The 16613-nt window shown below is 59.3% G+C and carries 20 protein-coding genes and 1 tRNA gene; 12 read left to right on the top strand and 9 right to left on the bottom strand.

What is annotated here, in order from left to right; all coding sequences use genetic code 11:
* The 5 genes from HU765_RS26910 to pabB all read left to right on the top strand — a co-directional run.
* On the top strand, positions 1-181 hold a 181-nt coding region (locus tag HU765_RS26910; RefSeq protein WP_238344739.1), incomplete at its 5' end, for a hypothetical protein.
* 74 nt (positions 182-255) lie between these two features.
* Positions 256-792: an ATP-dependent zinc protease gene (locus HU765_RS20665; protein ID WP_016983749.1), complete on the top strand. Its 537-nt coding sequence runs from the start codon at positions 256-258 to the stop codon at positions 790-792.
* 5 nt (positions 793-797) lie between these two features.
* Positions 798-2333 carry an inactive transglutaminase family protein gene (locus tag HU765_RS20660; protein WP_186551583.1) on the top strand — a complete coding sequence of 512 codons (1536 nt, stop codon included), beginning with the start codon at positions 798-800 and terminating at the stop codon, positions 2331-2333.
* Positions 2333-3319, top strand: a complete 987-nt coding sequence (locus HU765_RS20655; protein ID WP_186551584.1) for an alpha-L-glutamate ligase-like protein — start codon at positions 2333-2335, stop codon at positions 3317-3319. The genes HU765_RS20660 and HU765_RS20655 overlap by 1 nt, the downstream gene beginning before the upstream one ends.
* Before the next feature lie 214 nt (positions 3320-3533).
* The gene (pabB, locus tag HU765_RS20650) at positions 3534-4877 is read left to right on the top strand and encodes an aminodeoxychorismate synthase component I (RefSeq protein WP_186622620.1); all 1344 of its coding nucleotides are present in this window, start codon (positions 3534-3536) and stop codon (positions 4875-4877) included.
* Positions 4878-4963: 86 nt separating this feature from the next.
* Here pabB and thrH read toward each other — a convergent pair whose 3' ends face one another.
* Positions 4964-5581, bottom strand: coding sequence for a bifunctional phosphoserine phosphatase/homoserine phosphotransferase ThrH (gene thrH, locus HU765_RS20645; protein WP_186622619.1), 618 nt, complete (start codon positions 5579-5581; stop codon positions 4964-4966).
* Positions 5582-5745: 164 nt separating this feature from the next.
* Between thrH and HU765_RS20640 the strand changes: the two genes are divergently transcribed.
* From HU765_RS20640 to HU765_RS20630, 3 genes are all read left to right on the top strand, one after another.
* On the top strand, positions 5746-6486 hold the full coding sequence (locus HU765_RS20640; protein WP_186551587.1) for a phosphoadenylyl-sulfate reductase: 741 nt from the start codon (positions 5746-5748) through the stop codon (positions 6484-6486).
* Positions 6487-7060: 574 nt separating this feature from the next.
* Complete coding sequence (locus HU765_RS20635; protein ID WP_186551588.1) at positions 7061-8593, top strand: NCS1 family nucleobase:cation symporter-1; 1533 nt, start codon at positions 7061-7063, stop codon at positions 8591-8593.
* A gap of 53 nt (positions 8594-8646) precedes the next feature.
* Positions 8647-9375, top strand: coding sequence for an aspartate/glutamate racemase family protein (locus HU765_RS20630; RefSeq protein WP_186622618.1), 729 nt, complete (start codon positions 8647-8649; stop codon positions 9373-9375).
* 106 nt (positions 9376-9481) lie between these two features.
* Here HU765_RS20630 and HU765_RS20625 read toward each other — a convergent pair whose 3' ends face one another.
* Positions 9482-10405: a LysR family transcriptional regulator gene (locus tag HU765_RS20625; RefSeq protein ID WP_186622617.1), complete on the bottom strand. Its 924-nt coding sequence runs from the start codon at positions 10403-10405 to the stop codon at positions 9482-9484.
* A gap of 125 nt (positions 10406-10530) precedes the next feature.
* Between HU765_RS20625 and HU765_RS20620 the strand changes: the two genes are divergently transcribed.
* On the top strand, positions 10531-11277 hold the full coding sequence (locus tag HU765_RS20620) for a 3-oxoacyl-ACP reductase family protein (RefSeq protein ID WP_186622616.1): 747 nt from the start codon (positions 10531-10533) through the stop codon (positions 11275-11277).
* 69 nt (positions 11278-11346) lie between these two features.
* Here the strand turns inward: HU765_RS20620 and HU765_RS20615 are convergent, their stop codons facing one another.
* From HU765_RS20615 to HU765_RS20595, 5 genes are all read right to left on the bottom strand, one after another.
* Positions 11347-12042, bottom strand: a complete 696-nt coding sequence (locus tag HU765_RS20615) for an HAD-IA family hydrolase (RefSeq protein WP_186622615.1) — start codon at positions 12040-12042, stop codon at positions 11347-11349.
* Positions 12043-12216: 174 nt separating this feature from the next.
* Entirely contained in the window at positions 12217-12384 is a 168-nt protein-coding gene (locus tag HU765_RS20610) for a hypothetical protein (protein ID WP_186551593.1), read from the bottom strand.
* A gap of 123 nt (positions 12385-12507) precedes the next feature.
* Entirely contained in the window at positions 12508-12936 is a 429-nt protein-coding gene (locus HU765_RS20605) for a YMGG-like glycine zipper-containing protein (RefSeq protein ID WP_186622614.1), read from the bottom strand.
* 135 nt (positions 12937-13071) lie between these two features.
* Positions 13072-13443 carry a bacteriocin gene (locus tag HU765_RS20600; RefSeq protein ID WP_186622613.1) on the bottom strand — a complete coding sequence of 124 codons (372 nt, stop codon included), beginning with the start codon at positions 13441-13443 and terminating at the stop codon, positions 13072-13074.
* Between the two features lie 330 nt (positions 13444-13773).
* Positions 13774-13962, bottom strand: a complete 189-nt coding sequence (locus HU765_RS20595; protein WP_186551596.1) for a hypothetical protein — start codon at positions 13960-13962, stop codon at positions 13774-13776.
* A 240-nt stretch (positions 13963-14202) separates the two neighbouring features.
* Here HU765_RS20595 and HU765_RS20590 point away from each other — a divergent pair, with 240 nt between their 5' ends.
* Both HU765_RS20590 and HU765_RS20585 read left to right on the top strand, forming a co-directional pair.
* The gene (locus HU765_RS20590) at positions 14203-14481 is read left to right on the top strand and encodes a hypothetical protein (protein ID WP_186622611.1); all 279 of its coding nucleotides are present in this window, start codon (positions 14203-14205) and stop codon (positions 14479-14481) included.
* Between the two features lie 110 nt (positions 14482-14591).
* Positions 14592-14942 (top strand): YceK/YidQ family lipoprotein, encoded by a 351-nt coding sequence (locus tag HU765_RS20585; protein ID WP_186622609.1) that lies wholly within the window; start codon positions 14592-14594, stop codon positions 14940-14942.
* Here HU765_RS20585 and HU765_RS20580 read toward each other — a convergent pair whose 3' ends face one another.
* Both HU765_RS20580 and HU765_RS20575 read right to left on the bottom strand, forming a co-directional pair.
* Positions 14943-15263 (bottom strand): YbjQ family protein, encoded by a 321-nt coding sequence (locus HU765_RS20580; protein WP_186551599.1) that lies wholly within the window; start codon positions 15261-15263, stop codon positions 14943-14945.
* Between the two features lie 232 nt (positions 15264-15495).
* Positions 15496-15585: transfer RNA gene (locus HU765_RS20575), tRNA-Ser, on the bottom strand.
* Positions 15586-15881: 296 nt separating this feature from the next.
* On the opposite strand from HU765_RS20575, the gene HU765_RS20570 reads away from it, so the two are divergent.
* Positions 15882-16571, top strand: a complete 690-nt coding sequence (locus HU765_RS20570) for a crotonase/enoyl-CoA hydratase family protein (RefSeq protein WP_186622607.1) — start codon at positions 15882-15884, stop codon at positions 16569-16571.
* Positions 16572-16613: the final 42 nt, after the last annotated feature.

Here is a 16613-nt window from a genome sequence, read left to right as displayed (position 1 = left end):
GGCGGTGTGTCATTCGAAGCAGATGCTGACTGATATTGCACCTTCGCGAGCAGGCTCGCTCCCACAGGGGTGGCATCCCTTGCAGGTTATGGGTCGGCGCAAGCGCTGGCGCCATAAAACCACCGTGCTAGAATGCCGCCCGCATTTGCTGGCCATTTACAGGCTTGTCATAAAAAGCTGAAAGGCACACGAAGGGACCTGCGCACGCTGTGCCAGGCGCCCCAACCGACCACGGAACGCTGCGCACCAGGATTTATGAGACTCAAGCCTTTCCCGACATTTTTCGCACTGTTTTGCCTGCCCGGCCTCGCCGCCGCGGGGGAAAAAACCGTGTATGGCCTCAACGAATACGCTTCGCTCGATGGCATCAATCTGGAAGTCGCGGCCAAACTCGACACCGGGGCGAAAACCGCCTCGCTGAGCGCCCGCGACATCAAACGCTTCAAACGCAACGGTGAGTCCTGGGTACGCTTCTACCTGGCCATCGATGCCGCGCATTCGCACCCGATCGAACGGCCACTGGCCCGCGTCAGCAAGATCAAGCGCCGCGCCGGCGACTACGATCCGGAAGAAGGCAAGAAATACACCGCCCGTCCGGTGATCGAGCTGGATATCTGCATGGGTTCGGCCATGCGCAGCATCGAAGTGAACCTGACCGACCGAAGTGCGTTCCAATACCCGCTTTTGATTGGCTCCGAGGCGCTGAAACGCTTCGACGCGCTGGTCGACCCCAGTCTTAAATACGCTGCCGGCAAACCTGCCTGCACCATCGCCGCTCATACCGCCGAGTAATTTCCATGCGTTCTCTAACCTTCCACCTGAAAATCCTGATCGCCGTGCTGGTGCTGCTGGGCGTTTCGGTTACGGCCTATCAGATTTTCGTGCTCGGCATCCCGGTGACCGAAGACGCCACCGACGACCTGTGGAACATCGACGCCAAGGTCGAGTTCGTCGCCAGCACCAAGGACCCGGTCAAGATCCAGATGTTCGTGCCGCCGCTGAGCCGCGACTACGTCAGCCTCAACGAAAGCTTCATCTCCAATAACTACGGCGTCGCGGTCAACCGCGTCGACGGCAACCGCAAGGTGACCTGGTCGGCCCGTCGCGCCAAAGGCAACCAGACGCTCTACTACCGCCTGGTACTGACCAAGCGCTACACCGCCGAAAAATCCAAGGTCAAAGGCCCGACCTTCCGCGACAGCATGGTCATCGAAGGCCCGGAAAAAATCGCCGCCGAAGCGCTGCTCGCGCCGATTCGCCAGCATTCGGCCGACGTCGAAACCTTCATTGGCGAAGCGATCAAGCGGGTCAACAACCTCAACGATGACAACGTGAAACTGCTGCTGGCCGGCGATCCGTCCACCGCGCACAAAGCGAAAATCGTCGAACTGCTGCTGTCCATCGCTCACGTACCAGTAGAAAAAGTCCACACCATCCGCCTCGTCGCCGATCAGCCGCAAATGCCGGAACTGTGGCTGCGCAGCTTTAATGGCACTGACTGGCTGTACTTCAACCCGGAAACCGGCGAACAGGGCCTGCCGACCGACCGCCTGCTGTGGTGGACTGGCGATGAAAACCTGATCACTGTCGATGGCGGCAAGAAGGCCAACGTAACGTTCAGCCTCAACAACAGCGAGATGAACGCGATTCGCCTGGCCAAGCTGACCGACGAAAATACCGACGCCAACTTCCTCGAATACTCCCTGTACGGCTTGCCGCTGCAGACCCAGCAGACATTCATGATCATGGTGATGATCCCGATCGGCGTGCTGGTGATCCTGATCCTGCGCAACCTGATCGGCCTGCAGACCCTCGGCACGTTCACTCCGGTGCTGATCGCCCTGGCCTTCCGTGAAACGCAACTGGGCTTCGGCATTCTGCTGTTCACCGTAATCACCGCGCTGGGCCTGTCGTTACGCTCCTATCTTGAGCATCTGAAGCTGCAAATGCTGCCGCGCCTGTCGGTGGTGTTGACGTTTGTCGTGGTGTTGATCGCCGCGATCAGCCTGTTCAGCCACAAGCTCGGCCTGGAACGCGGCTTGTCGGTGGCACTGTTCCCGATGGTGATTCTGACCATGACCATCGAACGCCTGTCGATTACCTGGGAAGAGCGCGGCGCCAGCCATGCGATGAAAGTGGCGATCGGCACGCTGTTCGCCGCGTCCCTGGCGCACTTGATCATGACCGTGCCGGAACTGGTGTATTTCGTCTTCACGTTCCCGGCGATCCTGCTGATTCTGGTCGGCTTCATGCTGGCGATGGGTCGCTACCGCGGCTACCGCCTGACCGAACTGGTGCGGTTCAAGGCTTTCCTGAAGAAGGCTGACGCCTGATGTTCGGTTTCTGGAAGACCTGGAAGGCCCTGGAAGCCCGGGGCATCATGGGCATCAATCGACGTAACGCCGACTACGTGCTCAAGTACAACAAGCGCAGTCTGTACCCGATTGTCGACGACAAGATCATCACCAAGGAACGCGCCATTGCCGCCGGCATTCACGTGCCGGAGCTGTACGGGGTGATCTCCACCGAGAAGGAAATCGACAAGCTCGGCGAGATCATCGGCGGGCGCAGCGACTTCGTGATCAAACCGGCCCAGGGCGCCGGCGGTGACGGCATCATTGTCATCGCCGACCGTTTCGAAGGCCGCTACCGCACGGTGTCGGGCAAGATCCTCGCCCATGAAGAGCTGGAGCACCACATTTCCAGCATCCTCACCGGTCTGTACTCGCTGGGCGGCCACCGCGACCGCGCACTGATCGAATACCGCGTGACGCCGGACCAGATCTTCAAGAGCATCAGCTACGAAGGCGTGCCCGACATTCGCATCATCGTGCTGATGGGTTATCCAGTGATGGCGATGCTGCGTCTGCCGACCCGCCAGTCCGGCGGCAAGGCCAACCTGCACCAGGGCGCCATCGGCGTCGGTGTCGACCTGGCCACCGGCCTGACCCTGCGCGGTACTTGGCTGAACAACATCATCACCAAACACCCCGACACCACCAACGCAGTAGATGGTGTGCAACTGCCCTACTGGGACGGCTTCATGAAACTCGCGGCCGGCTGTTATGAGCTGTGCGGACTGGGTTACATCGGCGTCGACATGGTGCTCGATCAGGAGAAAGGTCCGCTGATTCTGGAGCTGAATGCGCGGCCGGGGCTGAATATCCAGATTGCCAACGATTGCGGGCTGACCTTGCGTACCCATGCGGTTGAAGCACGGCTGGAAGAGCTGAAAGCGCGCGGGGTGAAGGAGTCGGTTGACGAGCGCGTGGCGTTTACACAGGAGATGTTTGGGCATATTCCTGCGGTCGAGGGCTGATCCAAAACCGAGCCGCGGCCTTCGCGAGCAGGCTCACTCCTACATTTGGAAAGCGTTCCCCTGTAGGAGTGAGCCTGCTCGCGATGACTTATTCACAGTCACCACAGAAATACCCCTGCCGCCAATCTGCCAATCACCGACATCCCCTCTAGGAGCAATTCCTACAGAAGACTACAATCCCCACCCCCGCCTCGATGGCCGATCTGCCCCGCCCATGTTGACCTGTTCCGTATTCCCGCTGCCCTACCGCGCCAATCCCGCTGACTACTTCGCGGCCATTCGCAACGCCCCTGGCGCCGTGCTGCTCGACAGCGGCCGGCCAAGTGCCGACCGGGGCCGTTATGACCTGCTCAGCGCCTGGCCGCTGGAACAATTGGCGGTGCTGCCGGACGAAGGCGGCGCGCATTTTCTGCAACGCCTGCGCGACAACCTCAGCCGTCTGGGCGAAGCGCAATTGCCGGTTGGGTACGAGTTACCGTTCGCCGGCGGCCTGATCGGTTATCTGAGCTATGACTTCGGGCGGCATCTGGAACACTTGCCCAGCCAGGCGCTGGATGATCTGCAATTGCCCGATGCGCGTTTTGGCCTGTACGACTGGGCGTTGATCAGCGATCACCAGACACAAACCAGCCAATTGGTCTTTCATCCGTCGGTTGCCGCCGGTGAACAGCAGCGATTGACGGCGCTGTTCACCCAACCACGGGCTGACGCACTGACGCCGTTCAAGCTGAACAAACCGATGAGCGCCGATCTCTCCGCCGACGAATACCGTCAGGCGTTCGAACGCATTCAGCAATACATCCAGGCTGGTGATTGCTACCAGGTCAACTTCGCCCAGCGCTTCCGCGCGCCGTGCGAGGGCGACCCATGGCTGGCTTATTGCGCCTTGCGCCAAGCCTGTCCGACACCCTTTTCTGGTTTCCAAAGCCTGCCCGACGGCGGCGCAGTGCTGAGCCTGTCGCCGGAACGCTTCGTCAAGGTCAGCCAGCGCCAGGTGGAAACCCGCCCGATCAAAGGCACCCGCCCCCGCGGCCTGACGCCCGGCGAAGACGCGGCCAACGCCGCCGAACTGCTGGCAAGCCCCAAGGATCGTGCGGAGAACCTGATGATCGTCGATCTGTTGCGCAACGACCTCGGGCGCACGTGCCGCATCGGCTCCGTACGGGTGCCGGAATTGTTCAGTCTGGAAAGCTATCCGAATGTGCACCACTTGGTCAGCAGCGTGACCGGAGAATTGGCGGATGATCGCGACGCACTGGATTTGATTGCCGGCAGCTTCCCCGGCGGCTCGATCACCGGCGCGCCGAAAATTCGCGCCATGCAGATCATTGATGAGCTGGAGCCAACCCGGCGCGGGTTGTACTGCGGTTCGTTGCTGTACCTGGACGTGCGCGGCGAAATGGACAGCTCCATCGCGATTCGCAGTCTGCTGGTCAAGGATGCGCAGGTGTGCTGCTGGGGCGGTGGCGGGATCGTTGCCGATTCGCAGTGGCAGGCCGAGTATCAGGAATCGATTACCAAAGTCCGAATCCTCCTCGACACCCTGCAGAACCTTTAAAAGCTTCGCGAGCAGGCTCGCTCCCACATTTGGAATGCATTTCCCTGTGGGAGCGAGCCTGCTCGCGAAGGCATCCCTCCAGACGACTACAAACTCAACTCTCGGTTTGAGGCGTTGAGGAACTCTTGCTTCAGCTCGGCAAACGTATGCACCGCCGGAAACTGTGGAAACTCGCGAATAACATTCTCCGGCGCATGAAACAGAATCCCCGCGTCCGCCTCACCCAGCATCGTCGTGTCGTTGTACGAATCGCCCGCTGCAATCACCCGGTAATACAGGCTCTTGAACGCCAGCACCGACTGGCGCTTGGGATCTTTCTGGCGCAACTGATAGCTGGTCACCCGTCCGGTTTCGTCAGTGATCAACCGATGGCAGAGCAAGGTCGGAAAGCCCAGTTGGCGCATCAGCGGCTGCGAGAACTCATAGAAGGTGTCCGAGAGAATCACCACCTGGAAGCGCTCGCGCAGCCAGTTGACGAATTCCACGGCACCGTCCAGCGGCTGCAGCGTGGCGATCACTTCCTGGATGTCCGACAGTTTCAGGCCGTGTTCATCGAGAATGCGCAGACGCTGCTTCATCAGCACGTCGTAATCGGGAATGTCCCGGGTGGTGGCCTTGAGGGATTCGATTCCGGTTTTTTCGGCGAAGGCGATCCAGATTTCCGGTACCAATACCCCTTCAAGATCCAGGCAAGCAATTTCCACAAGACACTCCCGTTTGTAGTGATTATTTGAGTCGAGCGAGGCCGAACTCTAGCGCCTGCACCTGACGGGCGCAACGCACCGGACGCCCCGGGCGCGGCAGCTTTTTGTTACCATCGGCGCCATATAGAGCGCCCAGCGCCACCGACCTGTAGGAAGCCGCCCTGATGAGCCCAACGTTCGACGTCGTGGAACTCGCCACGACCTATGCCAATAAATCCGCCCAAGACATCCTCAAACTGGCGTTTGCCGAGTTCGGCGATGACCTGTGGATCTCTTTCAGCGGCGCCGAGGATGTGGTGCTGGTGGACATGGCCTGGAAGCTCAACAAAAACGTCAAAGTGTTCAGCCTCGACACCGGGCGTCTGCACCCGGAGACTTACCGGTTTATCGAGCAGGTACGTGAGCACTACAAGATCGACATCGAAATCGTCTCGCCGGACCACGCGAAACTGGAACCGTTCGTGAAGGAAAAAGGCCTGTTCAGTTTCTACCGCGACGGCCACGGCGAATGCTGCGGCATCCGCAAGATCGAACCGCTGCGGCGCAAACTGTCCGGCGTCAAAGCCTGGGCCACCGGCCAGCGCCGCGACCAGAGCCCGGGTACTCGTAGCGCTGTAGCCGTGCTGGAAATCGACACCGCGTTCTCGACGCCGGAACGCACCCTGTACAAGTTCAACCCACTGGCGCAGATGACCAGCGAAGAGATCTGGGGCTACATCCGCATGCTGGAATTGCCGTATAACAGCCTGCATGAGCGCGGCTTCATCAGCATCGGCTGCGAACCCTGCACCCGCCCGGTCCTGCCGAACCAGCATGAGCGTGAAGGCCGCTGGTGGTGGGAAGAAGCGACGCAGAAAGAGTGCGGGTTGCATGCGGGCAATATCATCAGCAAGAGCAAGGCCTAGTCCTCAGCCGCGCTGATTTCCCTGTGTAGGAGTGAGCCTGCTCGCGATAGCGCTGTGTCAGCTGAGATGGGTCTTGCTGATACAGCGCTATCGCGAGCAGGCTCACTCCTACAGAAATATCGAGCGACGCGAAAAATGTGTACACACAAATGTCACCATCGGTGCCATTTATGTGTGCACTTTCTGTTTTCACGCCCTGAAAAGTTACACGCCTTTCAAAAGATTCCCGCCCTCGCCTGCCCCCGAAATCTTTCCCTGAAAAAATTAACCTATCCATTCGGTCAATTTTAATTTCCATTTTTTCAGCGACTTACCGCGCCTCGATAATTTTTCGAAATGAGTACGGCTGCCCATAGAATCGCAACTGGCACAGATCTGGCTTTAGTGCATACATGTTTTGTATACAAAACCGCAAAACATGCACACACTTTCGATCCGCACGCCTGAAGCGCCCTATCCCGTACAGGCTGCAGATGCCCCTAACCTGCGATGTTTCATTGCCGCGACGAAGATTTGTCGAGCCTGGCGGCTCATGCACAGTCATCGCGGCCCTGAGCATCAGGAGCCTGCCGGAATGCGTACAAGTCTTTCGAACAACATCGCGCTGAATCTGCCGTCCTCCACACTTGACCAGCCGTTGCCCCATGACGGGGTGGACGAGCCGCTGAGCCCGCGCCTGCACAACAGCGACCTGGCGCCGACCAAGGCCGAAGGTCGACGCTGGGGCAAATACAGCATCTTTGCCCTGTGGACCAACGATGTGCACAACATTGCCAATTATTCGTTCGCCATCGGCCTGTATGCGCTGGGCCTGGGCGGCTGGCAGATTCTGTTGTCGTTGGGGATCGGCGCGGCGCTGGTGTACTTCTTCATGAACCTGTCCGGGTACATGGGCCAGAAGACCGGCGTGCCGTTTCCAGTGATCAGCCGCATCAGTTTCGGCATCCACGGCGCGCAGATTCCTGCACTGATCCGAGCGGTTATCGCCATCGCCTGGTTCGGCATTCAGACCTATCTGGCCTCGGTGGTGTTTCGTGTGTTGCTGACCGCCGTGCATCCCGGCTTCGCTGAATACGACCACAACTCGATCCTCGGTCTGTCGACATTGGGTTGGGTGTGCTTCGTGGCAATCTGGCTGGTGCAACTGGTCATTCTCGCCTACGGCATGGAAATGGTCCGCCGTTATGAAGCCTTTGCCGGCCCGGTGATTTTGCTGACGGTTGCCGCCCTTGCCGCGTGGATGTATTTCCAGGCCAACGCAACCATTGCCTGGTCGATCCGCGAGCCGCTGACGGGCGGTGAGATGTGGCGCAACATCTTTGCCGGCGGCGCTTTATGGCTGGCGATCTACGGCACGCTGATCCTCAACTTCTGCGACTTCGCCCGCTCGTCGCCCTGCCGCAAAACCATCCAGGTGGGAAATTTCTGGGGTTTGCCGGTGAATATTCTGCTGTTTGCAGCGATTACCGTCGTGCTGTGCGGCGCGCAATTCCAGATCAATGGCCGCATCATCGAAAGTCCGACCGAGATCATCGCTTCGATTCCTAACACGTTTTTTCTGGTACTCGGTTGCCTGGCGTTCCTGATCGTCACCGTCGCGGTGAACATCATGGCGAACTTCGTCGCCCCGGCGTTCGTGCTCAGCAACTTGGCGCCGAAATACCTGACCTTCCGCCGCGCCGGGCTGATCAGCGCGACCATCGCCGTGTTGATCCTGCCGTGGAATCTCTACAACAGTCCGTTGGTGATTGTGTATTTCCTGTCCGGCCTGGGCGCTCTGCTCGGCCCGCTGTACGGGGTGATCATGGTTGACTACTGGCTGATCCGCAAAGGCCGGATCCATGTGCCACAGCTCTACAGCGAAGCGCCACACGGTGCTTATTACTACAGTCGCGGCGTCAATTTCCGCGCGGTGGCGGCGTTTATTCCTGCTGCGTTGATCGCCATCGTCCTGGCATTGGTCCCGGGCTTCCACAGCGTTTCGCCGTTTTCCTGGCTGATCGGCGCCGGAATCGCCGGCATGCTGTATCTGATCATTGCCAAACGTCAGCCGCACTACGCGGATGTCAGCGGCGAAGCCATCGCGGTCGATAACGTCTGCCATTAATTTCCTCGCGGCCCGGTTTCGGGCCGCAAAACTGCCCGCAATAAGGATTTTCCATGCGCATTCTCGTGGTCAACGTCAACACCACCGAATCCATCACCGATGCCATCGCCCGTTCGGCGCAGGCCGTCGCCTCACCCGGTACGGAAATCGTCGGCCTGACGCCACGCTTCGGCGCCGAGTCGATCGAAGGCAATTTCGAAAGCTACCTGGCCGCCATCGCCGTGATGGATCGCGTGATGTCCTACGATCAGCCATTCGATGCCGTGATTCAGGCTGGCTACGGCGAACACGGCCGCGAAGGCCTGCAGGAATTGCTCAACGTGCCGGTGGTGGACATCACCGACGCCGCCGCCAGCACGGCGATGTTCCTCGGCCATGCCTATTCGGTAGTGACCACGCTGGATCGCACCGTGCCGCTGATCGAGGATCGCCTGAAACTCTCCGGCCTGTGGGATCGCTGTGCCTCGGTGCGGGCCAGCGGCCTGGCCGTGCTGGAGCTGGAACACGAGCCGCAGCGCGCGCTGGAAGCGATTGTTCACCAGGCCGAACTGGCGGTAACACAGGACAAGGCAGAAGTGATTTGCCTGGGTTGCGGCGGCATGGCCGGGCTGGACGAGCAGATTCGTCGACGTACCGGAGTGCCGGTGGTGGATGGCGTGACGGCGGCGGTGACGATTGCCGAAGCGCTGGTGCGCTTGAACTTGTCGACGTCCAAGGTGCGCACCTATGCGACGCCGCGGCCGAAGAACATTGTTGGCTGGCCGGGGCGGTTTGCTCGATAGACCGTGTCATCGTTCATCGCGAGCAGGCTCACTCCTACAGGGGAACGCATTCCAAATGTAGGAGTGAGCCTGCTCGCGATGGCCGCAACCAAGTCCCAAGCCTTGCTCAAACAGCACTAAACCGCCGCGCCAAGCCCTGCTCGGCAAACTGCTCGATAACGAAATCGACAAACGCGCGGGTCTTGCCCGGCAAGAGTTTGTGCTCGGCGTAATAGATCGAGATGTTGCCATCATCGACAAACCAGTCCGGCAACACCCGCTGCAACGTCCCCGCCTCCAGATACCCAACGGCAAACGGCATGCTCACCAGGGCAATCCCCAAACCTTGCGCTGCCGTCGCGCAGGCGGCTTCGGAATCGCTCATGGTCATCCGCAGCTTTAACGTCAATGGGTTGTGCTGCTGATCGCGGTGGGTCAGTTGCCAGGAGCGTACGCGTCCGGTTTGCGGTGAGCGGATCAGAATCCCGTCGTGCCGGGCGAGATCATCGGGATGGCTGATCGGCGCATGGCTGCGCAGATAATCCTTTGACGCCACCAATACCCGATGGGCCGCGGTCAGCTTGCGCGCCACCACACCCGGCGGCAGTTCGAAGCCGCCGCCGATGGCCGCGTCGAAGCCCTGCCCGATCAGATCGACCTGGCGATTATCGAAGTGCCAGTCCGGGTTGATCGCCGGGTAGCGCCGCAAAAACTCACCGAGCAGCGGCACGATATACAAACGTCCGAACACCGTGCCCATGCTGACCTTTAACGACCCGGCAGGCTGCCCTTCGGCACTGGCCAGATTAGCCACGGCGTTCTGGATCGTAGTCAGGCTCGCGCTGACCTCCGTCAAAAAGCGCTGCCCGGCTTCGGTCAGTGTCAGGCTGCGGGTACTGCGCTGAAACAGTCGCACCCCTAGTCGGGCTTCCAGCTTCGCCACGCTTTTGCCGACCGCGGCCGGCGTCAGGCTCAGGCGTCGCGCCGCTTCGGCAAAACTGCCGACTTCGGCACTGCGCACGAAGCATTCGATACTGCTGAAGGTTTCCATGAGCGCCACTATAAACTTTTGGTTTACACAGACTATAGCAATCAGGGTCTACACGGTTGTCGGTAACAGGTCGATACTCGGTTGCAACAACAGGGCATCCCGCCTTGAACATTTGGAGATCGAAGATGACCACTCAAAACTTCAGCGGCAAAGTCGCTCTGATTCAAGGCGGTTCGCGCGGTATCGGCGCGGCCATCGTCAAACGCCTTGCTGCTGAAGGCGCCGCGGTAGCCTTCACCTACGTCAGCTCGGCGGCAAAAGCTGAAGAACTGCAAAACAGCATCACTGGCAATGGTGGCAAAGCCTTGGCGATCAAGGCCGACAGCGCCGATGCCGACGCCATCCGCCACGCCGTCAGCACCACGGTCGAAGCGTTTGGCCGCCTGGATATTCTGGTCAACAACGCGGGCGTACTGGCCATCGCACCGCTGGAAGAGTTCAAACTGGAAGACTTCGATCAGACGCTGGCGATCAACGTGCGCAGCGTGTTCATCGCTTCGCAGGAAGCGGCGAAACACATGGGCGAAGGTTCGCGGATCATCAACATCGGCAGCACCAACGCCGACCGCATGCCTTTTGGCGGTGGCGGCGTATATGCAATGAGCAAATCGGCGCTGGTCGGTCTGACCAAGGGCCTGGCTCGCGATCTCGGCCCACGGGGCATCACCATCAACAACGTACAGCCAGGCCCGGTCGACACCGACATGAACCCGGCACACGGTGACTTCGCCGAAAGCCTGATTCCACTCATGGCCGTGGGCCGTTACGGCACCGCCGATGAAATTGCCAGTTTCGTGGCGTATCTGGCCGGGCCGGAAGCCGGCTATATCACCGGGGCCAGCCTGACCATCGACGGTGGTTTCGGCGCCTGATTAGTTTTTAAACCGCAAGAAAAACGCCGCCCTTCGTGCTACAAGGGCGGCGTTTTTTTCTGTTGAGGGTCAAGCCCATTCCAGCGCCGGCAGGCCAAAAGCGCTTGGGGTGAAGGCTTTCAGCGAGCGAAGAATACCGTCAGCGTGGGCATATTTTTCGTCGGCCATCGCCGCGTCGGGGATGGCGATTGCGGTCATGCCTGCCGCTTTTGCCGCGGTGACGCCGAACGGCGAATCCTCAAACACCAGGCAATCCTTCGGCGCAACACCCAGACGCCGGGCAGCGGTGAGGAAGATATCCGGCGCCGGTTTGGCCGCGCCGACTTCCGGATCGTCCGCCGTGACGATGAAATCGAACAGCGCAAACCAGTCGCGGTGCAAGGTGGTTTTCTGGCCAAACGACTGGCGTGACGAACTGGTGCCGACCGCAATCGGAATGTCGTGCGCCTTGAGGTGACGCACCAGCGCCTCGGCTCCCGGCATTGCCTGAGCCTTTGGAAAACGCTCGCGCATCAGCGGCTCGCGGATCGTCAGGAATTCTTCCGGGGTGATCGGTAGCTCAAGCGCTTGCACCACGTAATTGGCCAGGTCGCTGGCACCGCGACCAATGATATTCTGCTTGACGCTCCAGTCGAAGGTTCGCCCGTAACGCCCGGCGATGATGGAGGTGACCTCGGTGTAAATGCCCTCCGTGTCCAGCAACAACCCGTCCATATCGAAAATCACGGCCTTGATCGGGCCGAACGCCTTCAGCGGTGCATTCATCATCGGATCCGTTATCAAAGACATCCCGGACGGCATTCAAAGTGCCGCAACTCGGATCTGATTAATGGGTTCAGCAGCATAGCGAGGACGGTGGACGTAGGGCAACGGGCAATGCCCCTCTATCCGGGTTGTCCGATCAGCAGAACTCAGCGAAACATTGCCACCGGAAAAGGCTTACTGCTCATCCTCGTCATCTTCATCCTCCTCGATCAACGGCACCGTCGCGTCATCCATCAGCGAACCCGGGTCTTCATTTCCCGGATCGTTGATCTTTTCCGGATCGTTGATAAACGGCACGCCGCTCGGACCTTTCTCTTCCTTGCCTTCGGTTTCAGGAGTCATGGCAAACCTCTCGATCACGTGGGATGTATGACGTTCGAAAAGCCCTACCGCCAATCGTTCCTCATTCCAACGGCCAGACGCGAAAACCCGGCACCAGGCCGGGTTTCCGTTGATTTAATAATGTCAGTTCTTGTGTTTGTTTTTGTACTTATGCTTATGCTTGTGCTTGTGCCCACCGGAGTGGGATCCGCCGTCGTCGTCACCCAAGTTGTTTCCGACCGCACCACCCGCAGCACCACCCAAGCCTGCACCAATGGTCGAACCGGTAGAGCCACCGAGGCTGTTGCCGACGACCGAGCCGCCCGCGGCACCGAGGCCGCCACCAATCGCCGCTTCGGTGCGATTACGTTTGTTCGCGCCAAGGGCACCGCCCGCCGCGCCGCCGACACCTGCGCCGACCGCCGCGCCCGTGCTTCCGCCGAGCTGTCCGCCAACCACATTACCCAGCGCACCACCGAGACCACCGCCTACGGCAGCAGTGCCGTCCCCGGCAGCCATCGCGCCCTGCGCCACGAACAAGCCGAAAAACAGTGCAGATAATGGCAATCGCATATGAACCTCTCAGTTCCCGAATCGGGACAGTCCGCCCAAGCGGGGCGTATGTGAATTGGAGATGATTTATGAAGAAACGTTCACCCATGAAAAAGCCCGACATCGAGTCGGGCTTTTTCTGACAGAAGATCCGTCTCAGTGGCCCTTGTGGCCTTTGCCCAGATTGCTGCCCACCGCGCCGCCGGCTGCACCGCCCAGGCCCGCGCCAATGGTCGCGCCATTCTTGCCACCGAGGCTGTGGCCAATCACCGAACCGCCGGCCGCACCGACGCCACCACCGATGGCTGCCTTGGTGCGACTGCCTTTGCGTGCAGCGACCGCGCTACCCGCAGCGCCCGCTACACCGGCACCAATCGCAGCACCGGTGCTGCCGCCCATTTTCTGGCCGACGACGTTACCCAGCGCGCCGCCCAGGCCGCCACCCAGTGCCGCGGTGCCATCGCCGGCGGCCATCGCACCTTGAGCAACCAGAAGGCCAAGAACCACAGCGGGCAGTGTTAAACGCATGACGAAAACCTCAAAAAAATTGGGATGACAAAACGGGCCGGGATTTAATGCTCTCGACACACAAAAGTCCAGACGAAATCAAAAGATCCGCGTGCACTTGGCGCCGGGTTGGACAGCGATTGTGGAAAAGGTTTTATGCCAGGCAAAAAAAAGCCCGCTGGGGAGACGGGCTGGAGACTTGCTTTCTAACGGATGGCTTCACCCTACGTTGACCCACGTGAAAAGTTTGTGAAAAAAAACCCATATAAATGTCAACGGTTGCCAGGCGTTTCCACCCATAGGCTTGCGTCCATAAAAAACCCCGTTCAATGACGGGGTTACCGGGCGAAATCACTTTCCTTTCCTTGCCGTGACCTTGGGCAGAAACTTCGCTTTCGGCCCTTTCGGAGCTGTAGAGCGAATTTTTCCATTGCTCACCGGATCTTCGCCAAAACCCGACTGATACTCCGTCTGCCCGCAGCGCACGCAGTTGTTGAATGAAAACTCAGCGCCATCGTCTTCGATATACGGACCTGTCATAGCCTCTCCCCTCCGCAATGGGGCCGACACCGGCAAACCGCTTTGCCTGAAAAAATATCGACCTCCAAGACTTTTGAGACTAGCCGGTCATTCCTGGACTTGTTGTTCATGCTGACTGATCCCGACGAATGGATGTGCCGCCATTCAGCGCGCCCTTACAACCTCTGGTCTTTCTCCGCTAAAGATTTTCAGTAAATGGCCGCTGCCCTTTTTCCTACAAATGAATCTCAAGGAGAGAACATGCAAATCAACGGATCCCCCAACCTGCCAGTCGTCAAGCTCACGGATGAGCAGATCGCCGCCGGCAAAGCCGCCGCGGAAAAACTCAAGGACAAGATCGCCTCGGGTGAAATCACCATCAAGTACCCGGATAAACCGATTTTGCAGCCAGGCGTCATCTATCATCCGAGCGAACCCGCGCAACCGGCTCAATCTGGCGGCACGCCGACCCTCGTCGCTATCGATACACCGTTGACCTACGACTCCAGAGGCACGGTCATTCTCAAACCACGAGGCTGATCGTCGGCAATAAGCCCATCCTTTGAACGGATGGGCTTCGCCGCTTATGGCGAAGACATTCCCGAGTCAGCTAATCTGGCATCCTCGTCTCGCTGCCAAGGATTGCCAACATGATGCTAAAAACCGCTGCCTTGCTCTGCATGGCTCTCACGATCAGTGGATGCGGAACGATCAGCAGCGTTTTCCAGGAAGACTCCATCGCGGGCGAAGACCTGAAAAAGCGCCAGACCCACTGCGATTCGATTTCCCGAATCTACAGCGGTATCGGTTACGACTTCTGCACGCTGCACGCGCCTGAGTTACCGCAGAAAGGTTTCGCCGGTCGCCCCGCCGCGCCGCTGATGCTGCTTGATCTGGCAGTCTCCGGCCTGGCCGATACGCTGGTTCTGCCGTACACCGCCTATCAACAGGTGAAACACGGCAACATCGAAATCTATCAGGCGCAAACGACCGCCCGGTGATCAGCGCAACTTCACCGCCGTACCGGTCACAAACACCACCACCATGCCGCCCTTGCCCGCCGGCATGCTGATTTCGAAATCCACCCCGACCACTGCATCCGCCTGCAACGCGCGCGCGCGTTCCTTGAGTTCGTCGGTCGCCTGCACGCGCGCCTCCTTCAAGGCCCGTTCGAGCGTTTGCGACCGGCCACCAAAAAAGTCGCGCATGCCGGCGAACAGATCACGGATCACGTTGACGCCTTGCACCGATTCGGCGCTGACAATGTCCAGATAGGCGGTGATCTCACGTCCTTCAACGGAGTGAGTGGTGGAAATGATCATGGAAGTCGTCCTTTTACAAAAATGTGAAGCCGAAACAGCCGTGCTTGGAGTCTATCGCCGCGCGCTCGGAAAGGCATTTGTTCCACTCTGCGCTTGCAACCGGCGTGCAACTCATGGTCGAGGAACAACAGAAGCCCATTCAATCCGAGCTTGCAGCGCTCTTTTCCAGACGCCAAAAACCACAAACCCCCGACTTTCTCTAGGAAAATCGGGGGTTTGTGTTTACTGAATGTGGCGGTGAAGGAGAGATTCGAACTCTCGATACAGTTTCCTGTATACACACTTTCCAGGCGTGCTCCTTAAGCCACTCGGACACTTCACCGTATCTCTGCAAACATGTTCTGTCTGTCGAGGCGCGCTAATGTAGTCGAAAGCTTTTCCGATGGCAAACTTTTTTTCAGAATTTTCATGCGCTTAAGAGAATACCCGGAGGGTCGCCACCGTGGGCCATGGCAAACCGGCCATTCTTCGGTGAGCACTGTGTCGCTATAGAGGAGTGCAATGGCGCGCCACGCCGGCTCAGCCGGAAAAAGGGTGACCGCAGGGTCAGTCACGGCGCTTTACCTGGCTGGCGGCGGTGGGTAACGTCTGCCCATCTTTCTTACAAGGAATAGCGTCATGAGTGAGTTGATTTCCTACCACCTCGAAGACGGTATCGCGACCCTGATCCTGAACAACGGTAAGGTCAATGCCATCTCCCCGGACGTCATTGCGGCCTTCAACGCGGCGCTGGATCAGGCCGTGACGGATCGCGCCGTGGTGATCATCACCGGTCAGCCCGGCATTCTGTCTGGCGGCTACGATCTGAAAGTGATGACCGCCGGCCCTAAAGAAGCGGTATCGCTGGTGACCGCCGGTTCGACCCTGGCGCGTCGTCTGTTGTCTCACCCATTCCCGGTGATTGTCGCCTGCCCTGGTCACGCCGTGGCCAAAGGCGCGTTCATCCTGCTGTCCGCTGACTACCGCATTGGCGTCGAGGGTCCGTTCAGCATCGGTTTGAACGAAGTGCAGATCGGCATGACCATGCACCACGCCGGCATCGAGCTGGCGCGTGATCGTCTGCGTCGCTCGGCCTTCCATCGCTCGGTGATCAATGGTGAGATGTTTGATCCGCACAGTGCGATAGATGCCGGCTTCCTCGACAAGGTGGTGTCGGCCGAGGAGCTGCAAGGTGCCGCCCTCGCCGCGGCTCGTCAGTTGAAGAAGATCAACATGACCGCGCACAAAAACACCAAGTTGAAAGTCCGCAAGGCGCTGCTCGACACGCTGGATAATGCGATCATTCTCGATCAGGAGTATCTGGGTTAAGTCAGGTTTCCCGCGCGAAGAAAAGCCCGACCGGCGTGTCGG

The sequence above is a fragment of the Pseudomonas sp. SWRI81 genome (assembly GCF_014268545.1).
GTDB lineage: Bacteria > Pseudomonadota > Gammaproteobacteria > Pseudomonadales > Pseudomonadaceae > Aquipseudomonas > Aquipseudomonas hamedanensis.
The sequence above is the reverse complement of the archived record's forward strand: the minus strand, read 5'-3'. Positions and strand labels throughout refer to the sequence as shown.

What these genes read in the sequence shown, in the direction of transcription:
- HU765_RS20665 (WP_016983749.1), top strand. Translation starts at nt 256, where the DNA reads ATGAGACTCAAGCCTTTCCCGACATTTTTCGCACTGTTTTGCCTGCCC.
- HU765_RS20660 (WP_186551583.1), top strand. Translation starts at nt 798, where the DNA reads ATGCGTTCTCTAACCTTCCACCTGAAAATCCTGATCGCCGTGCTGGTG.
- HU765_RS20655 (WP_186551584.1), top strand. Translation starts at nt 2,333, where the DNA reads ATGTTCGGTTTCTGGAAGACCTGGAAGGCCCTGGAAGCCCGGGGCATC.
- pabB (WP_186622620.1), top strand. Translation starts at nt 3,534, where the DNA reads ATGTTGACCTGTTCCGTATTCCCGCTGCCCTACCGCGCCAATCCCGCT.
- HU765_RS20640 (WP_186551587.1), top strand. Translation starts at nt 5,746, where the DNA reads ATGAGCCCAACGTTCGACGTCGTGGAACTCGCCACGACCTATGCCAAT.
- HU765_RS20635 (WP_186551588.1), top strand. Translation starts at nt 7,061, where the DNA reads ATGCGTACAAGTCTTTCGAACAACATCGCGCTGAATCTGCCGTCCTCC.
- HU765_RS20630 (WP_186622618.1), top strand. Translation starts at nt 8,647, where the DNA reads ATGCGCATTCTCGTGGTCAACGTCAACACCACCGAATCCATCACCGAT.
- HU765_RS20625 (WP_186622617.1), bottom strand. Translation starts at nt 10,405, where the DNA reads ATGGAAACCTTCAGCAGTATCGAATGCTTCGTGCGCAGTGCCGAAGTC.
- HU765_RS20620 (WP_186622616.1), top strand. Translation starts at nt 10,531, where the DNA reads ATGACCACTCAAAACTTCAGCGGCAAAGTCGCTCTGATTCAAGGCGGT.
- HU765_RS20615 (WP_186622615.1), bottom strand. Translation starts at nt 12,042, where the DNA reads ATGAATGCACCGCTGAAGGCGTTCGGCCCGATCAAGGCCGTGATTTTC.
- HU765_RS20610 (WP_186551593.1), bottom strand. Translation starts at nt 12,384, where the DNA reads ATGACTCCTGAAACCGAAGGCAAGGAAGAGAAAGGTCCGAGCGGCGTG.
- HU765_RS20605 (WP_186622614.1), bottom strand. Translation starts at nt 12,936, where the DNA reads ATGCGATTGCCATTATCTGCACTGTTTTTCGGCTTGTTCGTGGCGCAG.
- HU765_RS20600 (WP_186622613.1), bottom strand. Translation starts at nt 13,443, where the DNA reads ATGCGTTTAACACTGCCCGCTGTGGTTCTTGGCCTTCTGGTTGCTCAA.
- HU765_RS20595 (WP_186551596.1), bottom strand. Translation starts at nt 13,962, where the DNA reads ATGACAGGTCCGTATATCGAAGACGATGGCGCTGAGTTTTCATTCAAC.
- HU765_RS20590 (WP_186622611.1), top strand. Translation starts at nt 14,203, where the DNA reads ATGCAAATCAACGGATCCCCCAACCTGCCAGTCGTCAAGCTCACGGAT.
- HU765_RS20585 (WP_186622609.1), top strand. Translation starts at nt 14,592, where the DNA reads ATGATGCTAAAAACCGCTGCCTTGCTCTGCATGGCTCTCACGATCAGT.
- HU765_RS20580 (WP_186551599.1), bottom strand. Translation starts at nt 15,263, where the DNA reads ATGATCATTTCCACCACTCACTCCGTTGAAGGACGTGAGATCACCGCC.
- HU765_RS20570 (WP_186622607.1), top strand. Translation starts at nt 15,882, where the DNA reads ATGAGTGAGTTGATTTCCTACCACCTCGAAGACGGTATCGCGACCCTG.